This is a genomic window from Microbispora sp. NPDC046933 (assembly GCF_040644635.1).
GTDB lineage: Bacteria > Actinomycetota > Actinomycetes > Streptosporangiales > Streptosporangiaceae > Microbispora.
Genome location: NZ_JBEYWW010000022.1, coordinates 75839 through 90324 on the forward strand (window position 1 = coordinate 75839; position 14486 = coordinate 90324).

The 14486-nt window shown below is 72.4% G+C and carries 13 protein-coding genes; 12 read left to right on the forward strand and 1 reads right to left on the reverse strand.

Going from position 1 to position 14486, the window contains the following annotated elements; translation table 11 throughout:
* The first annotated feature begins 156 nt into the window (after positions 1-156).
* The 9 genes from ABZ857_RS27255 (at position 157) to ABZ857_RS27295 (ending at position 9843) form a co-directional block, all read left to right on the forward strand.
* Positions 157-1827, forward strand: coding sequence for a CTP synthase (locus ABZ857_RS27255; protein ID WP_357047689.1), 1671 nt, complete (start codon positions 157-159; stop codon positions 1825-1827).
* 11 nt (positions 1828-1838) lie between these two features.
* The gene (locus tag ABZ857_RS27260; RefSeq protein ID WP_357047940.1) at positions 1839-2465 is read left to right on the forward strand and encodes an NUDIX hydrolase; all 627 of its coding nucleotides are present in this window, start codon (positions 1839-1841) and stop codon (positions 2463-2465) included.
* A 35-nt stretch (positions 2466-2500) separates the two neighbouring features.
* Complete coding sequence (locus tag ABZ857_RS27265) at positions 2501-3427, forward strand: site-specific tyrosine recombinase XerD (RefSeq protein WP_357047691.1); 927 nt, start codon at positions 2501-2503, stop codon at positions 3425-3427.
* Positions 3428-3553: 126 nt separating this feature from the next.
* Entirely contained in the window at positions 3554-4414 is an 861-nt protein-coding gene (locus tag ABZ857_RS27270) for an AAA family ATPase (RefSeq protein WP_275414070.1), read from the forward strand.
* Positions 4415-4460: 46 nt separating this feature from the next.
* On the forward strand, positions 4461-5336 hold the full coding sequence (locus tag ABZ857_RS27275; RefSeq protein ID WP_357047693.1) for a segregation/condensation protein A: 876 nt from the start codon (positions 4461-4463) through the stop codon (positions 5334-5336).
* A 120-nt stretch (positions 5337-5456) separates the two neighbouring features.
* Positions 5457-6149 (forward strand): SMC-Scp complex subunit ScpB, encoded by a 693-nt coding sequence (scpB, locus tag ABZ857_RS27280; RefSeq protein ID WP_357047696.1) that lies wholly within the window; start codon positions 5457-5459, stop codon positions 6147-6149.
* Positions 6149-8155, forward strand: a complete 2007-nt coding sequence (locus tag ABZ857_RS27285) for a pseudouridine synthase (protein ID WP_357047699.1) — start codon at positions 6149-6151, stop codon at positions 8153-8155. Before scpB ends, ABZ857_RS27285 begins: the two co-directional genes overlap by 1 nt.
* A 117-nt stretch (positions 8156-8272) precedes the next feature.
* Positions 8273-8632 carry a chorismate mutase gene (gene aroH / locus ABZ857_RS27290; RefSeq protein WP_357047702.1) on the forward strand — a complete coding sequence of 120 codons (360 nt, stop codon included), beginning with the start codon at positions 8273-8275 and terminating at the stop codon, positions 8630-8632.
* A 116-nt stretch (positions 8633-8748) separates the two neighbouring features.
* On the forward strand, positions 8749-9843 hold the full coding sequence (locus ABZ857_RS27295; protein WP_357047705.1) for a prephenate dehydrogenase: 1095 nt from the start codon (positions 8749-8751) through the stop codon (positions 9841-9843).
* Between the two features lie 22 nt (positions 9844-9865).
* Here ABZ857_RS27295 and ABZ857_RS27300 read toward each other — a convergent pair whose 3' ends face one another.
* On the reverse strand, positions 9866-10597 hold the full coding sequence (locus tag ABZ857_RS27300) for a TetR/AcrR family transcriptional regulator C-terminal domain-containing protein (RefSeq protein ID WP_357047708.1): 732 nt from the start codon (positions 10595-10597) through the stop codon (positions 9866-9868).
* Positions 10598-10681: 84 nt separating this feature from the next.
* Between ABZ857_RS27300 and ABZ857_RS27305 the strand changes: the two genes are divergently transcribed.
* The 3 genes from ABZ857_RS27305 (at position 10682) to der (ending at position 14348) form a co-directional block, all read left to right on the forward strand.
* Positions 10682-11932, forward strand: a complete 1251-nt coding sequence (locus ABZ857_RS27305; RefSeq protein WP_357047711.1) for a hypothetical protein — start codon at positions 10682-10684, stop codon at positions 11930-11932.
* A 175-nt stretch (positions 11933-12107) separates the two neighbouring features.
* Complete coding sequence (gene cmk, locus ABZ857_RS27310) at positions 12108-12755, forward strand: (d)CMP kinase (protein ID WP_357047944.1); 648 nt, start codon at positions 12108-12110, stop codon at positions 12753-12755.
* 162 nt (positions 12756-12917) lie between these two features.
* Positions 12918-14348 (forward strand): ribosome biogenesis GTPase Der, encoded by a 1431-nt coding sequence (der, locus tag ABZ857_RS27315; protein WP_357047714.1) that lies wholly within the window; start codon positions 12918-12920, stop codon positions 14346-14348.
* Positions 14349-14486: the final 138 nt, after the last annotated feature.

Below are 14486 nucleotides of genomic sequence, written 5' to 3' on the forward strand. Positions count from 1 at the left end.
AACGCGACAAGTTACCGCTAGGTCGGCTTGTCCGCTATGGCAGGTTAGTGCACGTGGCAAGCCCAATGTTGCCCAGCGTTTGATATTCTGAGAGCCCGTGGGCATCGCGGCGTCCAATCCGGACGGCCGGATCGACATCGACCACGGGAGCTCTACTTGCGCAGCGCCGCACAAACCAAGCATCTGTTCGTCACCGGCGGCGTCGCCTCCAGTCTCGGCAAGGGACTCACGGCCTCCAGCCTCGGTCGTCTCCTCAAGCTTCGCGGCCTCCGCGTCACCATGCAGAAGCTCGACCCCTACCTGAACGTCGACCCCGGCACGATGAACCCCTTCCAGCACGGCGAGGTGTTCGTCACCGACGACGGGGCCGAGACGGACCTCGACATCGGCCACTACGAGCGCTTCCTCGACACGGAGCTGCACGGCTCCGCCAACGTCACCACGGGCCAGGTCTACTCGAACGTGATCGCCAAGGAGCGGCGCGGCGAGTACCTGGGCGACACCGTCCAGGTCATCCCGCACATCACCAACGAGATCAAGGACCGCATCCGCGGCATGGCGGGCCCTGACGTCGACGTGGTCATCACCGAGGTCGGCGGCACGGTCGGCGACATCGAGTCGCTGCCGTTCCTGGAGGCCGTCCGGCAGGTCCGCCACGAGGTCGGCCGCGACAACGTCTTCTTCCTGCACGTCTCCCTGCTGCCGTACATCGGCCCGAGCGGGGAGCTGAAGACCAAGCCCACGCAGCACTCGGTCGCCGCGCTGCGCAGCATCGGCATCCAGCCCGACGCGATCGTCTGCCGCTCCGACCGGCCGATCACCACCTCGCTCAAGCGCAAGATCAGCCTGATGTGCGACGTGGACGAGGACGCCGTGGTCTCCGCCGTCGACGCGGCCTCGATCTATGACATCCCGAAGGTCCTGCACACCGAGGGCCTCGACGCGTACGTGGTGCGCCGGCTCGGCCTGCCGTTCCGCGACGTGGACTGGACCGAGTGGGACCAGCTCCTGCGCCGGGTCCACCGCCCGGCCAAGGAGGTCACGATCGCGCTGGTCGGCAAGTACATCGACCTGCCCGACGCGTACCTGTCGGTCACCGAGGCGCTACGCGCCGGCGGCTTCGCCAACGACGCGCGCGTCAACATCCGCTGGGTCAAGAGCGACGACTGCGAGACCCCCGAGGGCGCGGCCCGCGAGCTGGACGGCGTCGACGGCGTGCTGATCCCCGGCGGCTTCGGCGTGCGCGGCATCGAGGGCAAGGTCGGCGCCGTACGGCACGCCCGTGAGCAGCGCGTCCCCCTGCTCGGCATCTGCCTCGGCATGCAGTGCATGGTCATCGACGCGGCCCGCAACCTGGCCGGGATCGAGGACGCCGACAGCACCGAGTTCGACCCCGAGACCATCAACCCGGTCATCTCCACCATGGCCGACCAGAAGGACGTCGTCGCCGGTGAGCGCGACATGGGCGGCACCATGCGGCTCGGCCTCTACCCGGCCAAGCTCGTGGAGGGCTCGCTGGCCCGCCGCCTGTACGGCAAGGCCAAGGTGGAGGAGCGCCACCGGCACCGCTACGAGGTGAACAACTCCTACCGGGAGCGGCTGGAGAAGGTCGGCATGGTGTTCTCCGGCCTGTCGCCCGACGGCCGCCTCGTCGAGTACGCCGAGCTGGCCACCGACCAGCACCCGTTCTTCATCGGCACGCAGGCCCACCCCGAGTTCCGCTCCCGCCCGACCCGGTCGCACCCCCTGTTCAAGGGGCTGGTCCAGGCCGCGCTGGAGTACGCGGGCCGGCGGGAGAACGTGGCGAAGGCCGGGCGGGCCAAGTGACGGCCGAGAACATGCCGGAGAACACGATGAAGGTGGAGGACGCCGAGGAGTCCTGGAACGTCGTCGCCTCGGCCGAGCGCTTCGCCGGGCGGATCATCACGGTGCGCACCGACACCGTGGACATGCCCGGCGGGGTGACCGCCGACCGCGACTACGTCGTCCACCCCGGCTCGGTCGCGGTGCTCGCCCTCGACGACCAGGACCGCGTGCTGCTGATCCGCCAGTACCGGCATCCGGTGCGGCGCCTGCTGTGGGAGCTGCCGGCCGGCATCCGCGACGTGCCGGGCGAGCCGCTGGTGGAGTGCGCGGCGCGCGAGCTCGCCGAGGAGGCCGCCTACCGGGCGCGCACGTGGCACACGCTGGTCGACCTGCACACCTCCCCGGGCATGTCGGACGAGCGGATCCGGGTCTTCCTGGCGCGCGACGTGGAGCCGATCCCCGACGAGGAGAACACGTACGTGCGCCACCACGAGGAGACCGACATGCCGGCGGCCTGGATTCCCCTGGGTGCGGCGGTCGACAAGGTGCTGAGCGGAATGATCCACAATTCTCCTGCCGTCGCCGGTATCCTCGCCGCATACGCTGCTTCCGCCGACGGATTCAAGGGCCTTCGTCCCGCCGACGCGCCGGAGGCATGAGTCCGTAGGGAGACGTCCTGAGCGAGCCCGAGGCGGTGCTGTCCAGCTACCTCGCCCACCTGGCGGTGGAGCGGGGGCTGTCTGCCAACACGCTCGCCTCCTACCGGCGTGACCTGCGCCGATACGTCGAACATCTCCGGGCGCGCGGGCTCGAGACGTTCGCGCAGGTCGCCGAGTCGGACGTGGTCGCCTTCCTCGCCGCGCTGCGGGAGGGCGACGAGGACCACCCGGCGCTGGTCGCCAGCTCGGCCGCCCGCGCCGTGTCGGCCGTACGCGGGCTGCACCGATTCGCCCTGCGCGAGGGCGTGGCCGGCCACGACCCCGCGCACGAGGTGCGCCCGCCGCGCCAGCTCCGGCGGCTCCCCAAGGCGATCACCGTCGCGGAGGTCGAGCGGCTCATCGCCGCCTGCGGCCCGGAGGACTCGCCGCTCGCCCTGCGCAACCGCGCGCTGCTGGAGGTCCTGTACGGCACGGGCGCCCGGATCTCCGAGGCCGTCGGGCTGGCGGTGGACGACGTGCCCACGGGTGCCGTCCACGACGAGGAGCCCGACCAGGACCAGGTGCGGCTGCGCGGCAAGGGCGGGCGGACCAGGATCGTGCCGCTCGGCCGCTTCGCCCGCCAGGCGCTCGACGCGTACCTGGTCAGGGCCAGGCCCCGGCTGGCGGCGCACGGCCGGGGGACGCCCGCGCTGTTCCTCAACGCGCGGGGCGGGCGGCTCACCCGGCAGGGCGCCTGGGAGGTGCTGCAGGCGGCGGCGGAACGAGCTGGACTTTCCGGTGTATCGCCACATATGTTGCGCCATTCGTTCGCAACCCACCTCCTGGACGGGGGCGCCGACGTTAGGGTTGTCCAGGAGTTGCTCGGGCACGCCTCGGTGACCACCACGCAGGTGTACACCCTGGTGACGGTCGACAAGCTCCGGGAGGTCTACGCGGCGGCGCATCCCCGTGCGTTGCATTAAGAAGGCGCATCTCGCGGGCCTTTGGCGCGCCGCCTTGCCGACCACGTGCCTACCCTTTAGATTCGATCAGGTTCTAAGGCCGTCAGGGAGGACCAACAGGTGACTGCGACCACAGAGGGGACGTGGGTGGGGGCTCCCGGCGCGATCGGGCCTACCGGCCGTCCACGTCCGGTGTTCCCCGAGCCGACCCCGCCGGAGTCGCACGGACCCGCGCGCATCGTCGCGATGGTGAACCAGAAGGGCGGCGTCGGCAAGACGACGACCACGATCAACCTGGGCGCCGCGCTCGCCGAGGTCGGTCAGCGGGTCCTGCTCGTCGACTTCGACCCGCAGGGCGCGCTGTCGGTCGGTCTTGGCATCGACCCACGGCCGCTCGAGGCGACGGTCTACGACCTGATCATGGAGGAGCCGGACGTCACGGTCGAGGACGTGCTGCTCGACACCACCGTCGAGGGCATGCAGCTCCTGCCGAGCAACATCTTCCTGTCCGGCGCGGAGATCCGGCTCGTCAACGAGGTGGCCAGGGAGTACGCCCTCCAGCGGGCGCTGGAGCCCCTGCTGCCGCACTACGACATCTGCCTGATCGACTGCCAGCCGTCCCTTGGCCTGCTGACGGTCAACGCGCTGACCTGCGCGCACAGCGTGATGATCCCGCTGGAGTGTGAGTTCTTCGCGCTGCGCGGCGTCGCGCTGCTCATGGAGTCGATCGGCAAGGTCCAGGAGCGGCTCAACAAGAGCCTGGAGATCGACGGCCTGCTCGCCACGATGTACGACCCCCGCACGCTGCACGCCCGCGAGGTGCTGCAGACGATCATGCAGGGCTTCGGCGACAAGGTGTTCCATACGGTCATCAACCGGACGGTTCGCTTCCCCGACGCCACCCTGGCGGGGGAGCCGATCACGCAGTTCGACCCCGGCTCGATGGGCGCCACCGCCTACCGTGAGCTGGCCCGCGAGCTGCTGGCCAGGTGGCCCGCCCGCGTCTGACAGCGATGTCGTCGTAGGTGCCGCGCGATCACGCCGGTAGGGGACAATGGCAGGTGTGACGACCGGCCAGGAGACCGACCAGGGGACCGAGGAGAGCGCCCCGAGCGGTTTCCAGGTGCACCTGGACGTCTTCGAAGGGCCGTTCGACCTGCTGCTCGGGCTGATCTCCAAGCACAAGCTGGACATCACCGAGGTGTCCCTGCACAAGGTCACCGACGAGTTCATCGCGTACATCCGGTCGCGGGGCCCGGAGTGGGACCTCGACCAGACGAGCCACTTCCTGCTCGTCGCGGCCACCCTGCTCGATCTCAAGGCGGCCCGGCTGCTGCCCACCGGAGAGGTGGAGGACGAGGAGGACCTCGCCCTGCTGGAGGCCCGCGACCTGCTGTTCGCACGGCTGCTGCAGTATCGGGCGTACAAGGAGGTCGCGAAGATCTTCGCCGGCCGGATGGCCGAGGAGGCGCTGCGCTTCCCGCGCGCCGTGCCGATGGAGAAACGCTTCGCCGACCTGCTGCCGGAACTCGTGCTCGGCATCGGGCCCGAGCAGCTCGCCAAGATCGCGGCACGGGCCTTCACGCCGAAGGCCCCGCCGTCGGTGTCGGTCTCGCACATCTACCAACCGCTGGCCAGCGTCCGGGAGCAAGCCGCTATCCTTGTCGAGCGGCTGAGGCGGCTGCACACGGCGACCTTCCGGGCGCTGACCGCCGACTGCGCGGGGACGTTCGAGGTCGTCGCCCGCTTCCTGGCCGTCCTTGAGCTGTTCCGGGAGGCCGCGGTCTCCTTCGAACAGGTCGAACCGCTCGGCGACCTGTACGTCACCTGGACGGGAACCGCGGACGGCGACGTCACGGTCGGCGACGACTACGACGAGGGCCGGCGCGAGGAGCGGCCCGCCGAGGCGACGGCCGCACGGGACGAGTGAGGCGGGCCGCGGCATCCAGCCGGATCGAGGCGGCGCCGAACTCCTGGTGGCGGCGGAGACGGAACCACCGCACGACGAGACCACCGGACGACGAGACCACCGCACGACGAGCGAGGAGCGATGGAAGCGAGCGACACCCCCGGTCCCGGCAGCGAGCCCTCCGGCTCCGTCGGCGATGTGACGGGGCGGGACGGCGGCGCGCTCGCGTCATCCGGCCCCGGATCGCCGGATCCGGCCTCCGTGGCCCGGGAGTCCGAGGCGGAGCCGGTGGAGGGCCCCACACTCTCCACGGCCCTCGAGGCGATCCTGATGGTGGTGGACGAGCCGGTCGCCGAGGTGACCCTCGCGCAGGTGCTCGAACGCCCGACGGCGGAGGTCGCCGCCGCGCTCCGCGCGTTGTCGGAGGAATACACGGCCTCCGGACGGGGTTTCGACCTGCGAGAGGTGGCCGGAGGCTGGCGCTTCTACACCAGGGCGGAATGCGCCGCGCTGGTGGAGAGGTTCGTCAGGGACGGCCAGCAGGCGCGGCTGACACAGGCCGCGCTGGAGACCCTCGCCGTAGTCGCCTACCGGCAACCGGTCAGCCGGGCCCGGGTGGCGGCGGTGCGCGGCGTGAGCAGCGACGGCGTCATGCGGACGCTGGTCGCACGCGGCCTCGTGGAAGAGGCCGGAACCGACCCGGAGAGCCAGGCGGTGCTCTACCGGACGACGAGTTACTTCCTGGAGAGACTGGGGTTGCGGAGCCTCGACGAGCTTCCCGAACTCGCCCCCTTCCTCCCGGACGACGTGGAAATTCTCGAGGAGCAGAAGTAGTGAACAACAGGCGTGGCACCCCGTCCGGTGAGGGACGCGGTCGGAGCCGGAGCACCGGTCAGCAGGGCGCGAGCCCACGTGGATCCCGCGGCGGATCCGGCGGCTTCCGCCCCCAGGGCGACCGGCGCGGCGGTTCCCGCGTCCCTGATTCCCGGTCCGGGTACGGTTTCGACTCCAGGTCCGGCTCAAGGTCGGACTCCAGGCCGGACTCGAGGCCGGACTCCAGGCCGGACTCCAGGTCCGACAGGTCTGATTCCCGGCGGTTCCGCGACGAGGACGCCCCGCGTGGCGACCGGTACGGCGACCGCCGTGGCGGTGACGCCCGCGACGACCGCTCCCGCGGCCGTTACGGCGACACCGGTCGTAACGGCGACACCGGCCGCCGCGACGCGCGTTCCGGCGGCGAGCGGTATCGCGACGACGACCGGGCCCCCTTCCGCGCCGAGCGGGGCGGTTCCCGCGGCAGGTACGGCAGGCCCGAGGGCGGCCGTACCGGCGACCGCGACGGAGGCCGCGGCTTCGAGCGCGGCTTCGACCGTGGTTCCGACCGTGGCTCCGACCGCGACAGCAACCGTGGCTTCGAGCGTGACTTCGACCGTGACCGGGGGACCGGCCGGGAGCGCGGCTCCCGGGACGCCTTCTCCGCGGGCCGCCCCTCGTTCCGTACGGAGGGGGCCGGTTCACGCGGCCGGTACGGCAGGCCGGAGGGCGGCCGGGAACGGCCGCGCGACCGCGACGGCGGCTACGAGACGGGGAATGAGACGAGGCGCGCGGCCGGGCGACCGGCCTTCCGGGACGAGGAGCGCGGCGACCGGGAGGGATGGAGCCAGCGCGGCGACCGGGACAGCCGGAGCCAGCGTGGCCAGAGTGAGGCCCGGGGCCGATGGTCCGAGCGCGGCGACCGGGAGACACGGAGCGGGCGCGGCGACCGGGAAACACGGAGCGGGCGCGGCGACCGGGAAACACGGAGCGGGCGCGGCGACCGGGAAACACAGGGCGCGCGGCCCGAGCGCGGCGACTTCCGCGCGGGGCGCGGCGGCAGGGGCCGGGTGAGCCGTGACGAGGTGCAGACGATCGGCCGCCTGGGCGGCGGGCGCGGCCGGAACGGCGGCCCCGGAACGGGCGCCGGCGGGCGGAGCGCGGCGCGGCCCGTGGGAGGTTCCAAGAGCCGCGGCGTGAGCGGCCCGGTGAGCAACCCGTTCAAGACGTCGCGGCAGCCGCTGCGCGACCCGGACTTCTACGACGAGGACTACACCGACGAGCGCGACACGACCGAGGTGCCGGGCGGCGAGCGGCTGCAGAAGGTGCTCGCCCAGGCCGGGGTGGCCAGCCGCCGGGCGTGCGAGGAGATGATCGGCGACGGCCGGGTGACGGTGGACGGGCAGACGGTGCGCCGCTTCGGCGCCCGCGTCGATCCCGCCAAGCAGGTCATCAGGGTCGACGGCAAGCGCATCCCGACGTCCTCGGAGACCGTCTACTACGCGCTCAACAAGCCGATCGGCGTGGTGAGCACGATGGACGACCCCGAGGGCCGGCCGTGCCTGAACGACTATGTGCAGGACCTCGCGCCCAGGCTGTTCCACGTCGGGCGCCTCGACACCGAGACCGAGGGCCTGCTGCTGCTGACCAACGACGGCGAGCTGGCCCACCGGCTGACCCACCCGAGCTACGGCGTGCAGAAGAAGTACTGGGCCAAGGTGCCCGGTCCCGTCCCGCGCGACCTGCACAAGGTGCTGCGCAAGGGTGTGGAGCTGGACGACGGCCTGGCCAAGGTGGACGAGTTCCGGGTGGTGCAGGAGCACGGCCAGCAGGCGCTGGTCGAGGTCGTCCTGCACGAGGGCCGCAAGCACATCGTCCGGCGGCTGATGGAGACGGTGGGGCACCGGGTGATCGACCTGGCCCGCATCGAGTTCGGTCCGGTCAAGCTCGGCCGCCTCAAGCCGGGCACCGTACGAGCGCTCACCGTGCAGGAAATCGGTGAGCTGTACGCGGCGGTCGGCCTGTAGCCTTTCGGCGCGGTCGGCGAAAGCCGCAAGCCGGGCAAGAATTGGCTGAAAGCCACGTAAATGGGCCGGGCTGGCCCTCCGGAGGAGACCGGCCCGGCCCAGCGAAAGGGGAACGACATGGTGCGGGCGATCCGTGGAGCCATCCAGGTCGACGGCAACGATCGTGACGCGATCCTCGCCGGGACGACCGAGCTGGTGACCGAGGTGATGGGGCGCAACAACCTCACGACCGACGACGTCATCAGCGTGATCTTCACGTGCACGCCGGACCTCACCGCCGAGTTCCCCGCGCTGGCCGCGCGCAAGCTCGGGTTCCACGACGTGCCCCTGCTGTGCGCGACCGAGATCGACGTGCCGGGCGCGCTTCCGCGCGTGGTGCGGCTGATGGCCCACGTGCACACCGACCGTCCCCGGCAGGAGATCCAGCACGTGTACCTGCGCGGCGCCGTGGCGCTGCGCGTGGACATCGCCCAATAAGCAGTACGCGGAAGGACCACGCCGGGGCGGCACGGCCGGCGAATCATGGCAATCCACCCACGAGACATCCGTCGCGGGACAGCGCACCCGGGGACGGCGACGGCAGGAAGAGCACGATGACTCCCATCGAGGACGCCGAGATCGGCAGCGTGGTCGTTGTCGGGACGGGCCTCATCGGCACGTCGATCGCACTGGCGCTCCGGCAGCGGGACGTGCGGGTCTTCCTCGCCGACCGGGACGCGGGAGCCGTACGGCTCGCGCGCGAGCTGGGCGCGGGGGAGGACTGGACCGGCGAGCAGCGGGTGGACCTCGCGGTCGTCGCCGTGCCGCCCCAGTTCGTCGCGCAGCAACTGCTCGACCTGCAAAAGCGCGACAGCGCCCGCTTCTACACCGACGTGGCGAGCGTGAAGGCGCTTCCGCTGGCCCAGGCCGCCCAGCTCGGCTGCGACCTGTCGGCGTACGTCGCGGGGCACCCGCTCGCGGGCCGCGAGCGGTCCGGCCCGGCGGCGGCCCGCGCGGACCTGTTCCTCGGCCGCCCGTGGGCGTACTGCCCGACCGGCGAGGCGTCCCCGCGGGCGGTGGCCGCGGTGGAGGGGCTGATCGCGCTGTGCGGTGGTAACGCCGTGCGGGTGGACGCGGCCGAGCACGACCGCGCCGTCGCGGTCGTCTCGCACGCTCCGCACGTGACGGCCGCCGCAGTGGCGGCCCGGCTGGCGGAGGCGTCGGAGACGGCGCTCGGGCTGTCGGGGCAGGGCGTGCGTGACGTGACCCGCATCGCCGCCAGCGACCCCGCGCTGTGGACCGGCATCCTCGCGGGCAACGCGCTGCCCGTCGCCGAGGTGCTGGAGGCGGTCGTGGCCGACCTGAGCGCCGCAGCCCGGTCGCTTCGCGCGCTGGCGGGCGACGGCGCGGCCATGGAGCGGGTCACCGACCTGCTGTCGCGCGGCGTGCGGGGGACCGGCAGGATCCCCGGCAAGCACGGCGGCCCGGCGCGGACGTACGCCGTGGTCCAGGTGCTCATCGGCGACCGCCCCGGCGAGCTGGCCCGCCTGGTCCAGGCCGCGGGTGAGACGGGCGTCAACATCGAGGACATCCGCCTGGAGCACGCCTCCGGGCTGCCGCTCGGCGCGGCCGAGCTGTACGTCCAGCCGGAGGCGGCGGGAGCGCTCACCGACGGCCTGCGCGAGCGCGGCTGGCAGGTGCCGGGCTGAGCCCGGCGGCCGCACGCCGGGCTCAGCGGTCCTGCGCCTCGTGCCCGGGGTGGTCCTGCGCCTCGTGCCCGAGCCGGGCCTGGATCCCGTCGAGGATGAGGTCCAGCCCCCGCTGGAACTGGCCGTCGAAGTCGTCGTCGGCGAGCTGGGCGTGCCGGGTCAGCGCGGGATAGAGCTCCGAGCGCTGGTCGAGGTACCGCTGAGCCTGGCGGCGTAGTTCGGTCTCCTCGGCCGAGTCGCGGACCGAGCCGCGCCATGTGATCTCCGCCGCGGTGTACCCCTGGACGTAGTACGTCAGGGTGCCGACTGCGGCGAGCAGCTCGGGGCCGTGCAGCCCGGCCCGCGCGAGCGCGGCGTAGAACAGCTCGGAGCGGGCGAGGAAGTGCGGGCCCAGCAGGGGACGGACCGCCATCAGCGACGGCAGCCAGGGGTGGCGTTTCATCACCCGCCTGCTCTGGTGGAGCTGCCGGGTCAGGACCCGGCGCCAGGGCGTGGTGCCCGGGTCGTCGAGCTCGATCTCCGCGAAGACCTGGTCCATGGCCAGGTCGAGCACGTCCTCCTTGCCGCGGACGTACTCGTAGGCCGACATCACCCCCGCGTCCAGGCGGGCGGCCAGGCGGCGCATGGAAAAGCCCGTCACTCCCTCGGCGTCGAGCAGGTCGACGGCGGCCCGCGCGATGCGTTCACGCGACAGCCGGGGCTTGCGCGGCTGTTCCTCCGTGAACCAGACGGCGGGCGGTCGCTGCCGGGACATCCGCTCCTCCTTCCGTACGGCGTACGGCCAACCGTACAGCTAGCTTCGGCTCCGGGGTCGTGTCGTGGAAGGGAGAGATGCCGCATGACACCCGAGGAGTGGCTGCGCGGATACGCGTTGCTGGCGCTGCGCGTCAACCGGCAGGTGACCGGGGACGGCGGGGCGACCATGCTCGTCTACCGGGGGCCGCGGGAGTGGAGCGAGCAGGTCGAACGGGAGGATCCGCCTCCACCGGGACGGCTGGCCGACGATGCCGAGGCCCTGCTGGACGGGCCGCCGTTCGAACCCGGGCGCGTCCGCTATCTGACGGCGCAGGTGCGGGCGCTGCGCGCGGTCGCCCGCCGCCTCGCCGGGGAGGAGCTGCCGCTGCCGGAGTACGCCCGCCAGTGCCTGGGCGTCGAGGCGCCCTGGGTGCCGCGGGAGGTGTTCGAGGAGGCCCACGCCCAGCTCGACCGGGCGCTGCCCGCTGTCGATCGCCGGGCGCTGCCCGGTCCTGGCCGCCAGGGCCGGCCGGGAGGGTCCGGCTCGCTGGCGGAGCGGCTGCGGGCCTGGCAGGCGGCCCACACGCTGCCGGTGGAACGGCTCGACCGGCTGCCCGCCCTCGTGGAACGGGCCGTCGCCGAGACGCGCCGGCGTACGCACGCCCTGGTGCCGCTGCCGGACGGCGAGGTGGTGGAGTGCCGGCTGCAGCGCGGCGCGCATTACCTGGCGGCCGGGCACTACGCGGGCGGGCTGCGCTCGACGATCTTCATCAACGCCGATCTGCCGTTCAACCTGGCCGATCTGCTGTACGTGGTCGCGCACGAGGGCCACCCCGGGCACATCGCCGAGTCCATGCTCAAGGAGCTGGTGCTGATCGAGGAGCAGGGCCGGCTCGACCAGCAGGTGCGGTTCATGCTCGGGCCGTCGTTCGTGATCAGCGAAGGCCTCGGGCTGCACGCGCAGGACATCATCTTCACCGATGACGAGGCCCAGGCGTGGCTGACCGGCAACGTCCTCGCCGAGCAGGGCATCGCCCCCGACGGCAGCGACTTCGCCGCCGTCCACCGGGCCCGCACCGCGTTGTTCGGCGTCTGGGCCAACGCGGCGTTCCTGGTCGCGGAGGGGCGGCCGGACCATGAGATCGCGGACTACCTGTCCCGCTGGGCCCTGCTCTCCGACGCCGAGGCCGCCGCGGTGCTGGGCTCACTGCGGACGGCGGGAATGGGGCTCTACACGCTCGGCTACTACCACGGGTGGCGGCTGCTGAGCTCCTGGCTCGACCATCCCGACCGCGCCGTCCGCGTGCGGCGCCTGCTCACCGAGCAGCTGCTGCCGGCGGACCTGGAGCCCTGAGAGCGCCCGGCCGCCCGGCGGGACCGCGCCGGGAGGCCGTTCGGTCGCCCGCCGGGCGATCGAACGGGAAGCCTTGTCCCGCCGCCGATGCATGCTTTCCGGCGGTATCCCGGTAGCCTCGGGGACGACGATTCGAAGGGGAGAAGGAGAGCCGGTGTCGGGTCTGGTCGTCGCCATGGACGGTCCCTCGGGATCGGGCAAGTCGAGTGCCTCGCGGGGCGTCGCGCGGGCGCTGGGCCTGCGATACCTCGACACGGGCGCCATGTATCGCGCGGTCACCTGGTGGATGCTCCAGCGGGGCGTGAACCTGGAGGACGCCGCCGAGATCGCCGCGAGGTCCGCCGAGCCCGCACTGGCGATGAGCACCGACCCCGACGCGCCGGGCGTCACCGTGGACGGCGTTGACGTCAGCGGGCCGATCCGCGGCGCCGATGTGACCGGCGCGGTGTCGGCCGTGAGCGCGGTGCCCGAGGTGCGCCACCGGCTGGTGTCCCTGCAGCGGGAGATCATCGCCGAGTCCCTTCCCGGCGGGGGGATCGTGGTCGAGGGCCGCGACATCGGCACCGTGGTCGCGCCGGACGCGCCCGTCAAGATCTACCTCACGGCGAGTGCCGAGGCGCGTGCCCAGCGCCGTACGGCCGAGCTGGACGGGACGACCGTGGAGGCGCAGAAGGCCGCGATGGCCCGGCGCGACGCCCTCGACTCGACGCGCAAGGCCGATCCGCTGGCGAAGGCCGCGGACGCGGTGGAACTGGACACGACGCCGCTGGACCTGGACGAGGTGATCGCCGAGGTGCTCCGGCTCGTCAAGGAGCGGGTCTGACGCCCGCACGCCCCGCCTGACCGCCTCCCGCGCCGCGTCCGCCGCGCCGTGTCTGCCGAGAAGGGGGGTGCGCCACGCGGTGCGACGTACGAACGAGCCCGGCCCCGGAAGCGGTCCGCCGGGAGGCCTCGCGGGAGGCCGGGGAGAACGGAAGAGCAGCCGATGAGGCAGGGTATGGACGTGACGGGGGAGTACGACGAGGACGAGGGCGGCTGGATCGAGGCCGAGCTCGCCGAGCTTTCCGCCGAGGAGGCGGAGCGGGAGCCCGACGCGGGCCCGCTGCCGGTCGTCGCCGTGGTGGGGCGCCCCAACGTCGGCAAGTCGACACTGGTCAACCGCGTCATCGGCCGTCGTGAGGCGGTCGTGGAGGACGTGCCCGGCGTGACCCGCGACCGGGTCACCTACGAGGCGACCTGGCGGGGCCGGCGGTTCACGCTGGTCGACACCGGCGGGTGGGACCCCGACGCGAGCGGCATGGCCCTGCGCATCGCCGAGCAGGCGCAGATCGCGGCCGAGCTGGCCGACGTGATCCTGTTCGTGGTGGATGCCAGCGTCGGGGTCACCGACTCCGACGAGGCCGTCGGCGCGGTTCTGCGCCGCTCGGGCAAGCCGGTCGTGCTGGCCGCCAACAAGGTCGACAACCAGCAGATGGAGCTGGAGGCGACCGGGCTGTGGTCGCTCGGCCTCGGCGAGCCGCACCCCGTCTCCGCCCTGCACGGCCGCGCCAGCGGCGACCTGCTCGACGTGGTGCTCGACGCGCTGCCCGAGACGCCGCCGCAGACGTTCGGCGAGCGGCGGGGCCCGCGCAGGATCGCGCTGCTGGGCAAGCCCAACGTGGGCAAGTCGTCGCTGCTCAACAAGCTGGCCGGGGAGGAGCGGGTGCTCGTCGACCCGATGGCCGGCACGACCCGCGACCCGGTGGACGAGCTGGTCGAGCTGGGTGGCACGACGTACCGGTTCATCGACACGGCCGGCATCCGGCGGCGTGACCGCGAGCTGAAGGGCGCGGACTTCTACGCGGCGATGCGCACGCGCGCCGCGCTGGAGCGGGCGGAGGTGGCGGTCGTGCTGATCGACGCCTCCGAGGTGCTGACCGAGCAGGACCTGCGGATCATCGGCCTGGTCATCGAGTCGGGCCGGGCGATGGTGGTCGCGTTCAACAAGTGGGACCTGGTCGACGAGGACCGGCGATACTACCTGGAGAAGGAGATCGACCGGCAGCTCGTCCGCACGCCCTGGGCGCTGCGGGTGAACATCTCGGCGAAGACCGGCCGCCACGTCGAGAAGCTGGCACCGGCCATCGAACGGGCCCTGGAGTCGTGGGGTACGCGGGTGCCGACGGCCCGGCTCAACCAGTTCTTCACCGAGCTCGTGCAGGCCACCCCGCCGCCGGTGCGCGGAGGCCGGCAGCCCAAGATCCTGTTCGCCACCCAGGCGTCCACCGAGCCGCCGAAGTTCGTGCTGTTCACCTCGGCGTTCCTGGAGGAGACCTACCGCCGGTTCATCGAGCGCCGCATCCGCGAGGAGTTCGGCTTCGCCGGCTCTCCGGTCGAGGTCACGATGAAGATCCGCGAGAAGCGCAAGAAGAAGTAACCCCTCGAGATGTGAGGAGCGGAGCGGGCGGGAGCGAGGACCGGAGCTTCCGGCCGGCGCGGTGACGTCCCAACCCCAGTAGCGGGGAGAGGGCATCCCGGGCCGCCGGCCGGATTTCAGTCGCCGCCGCTCCGGGAC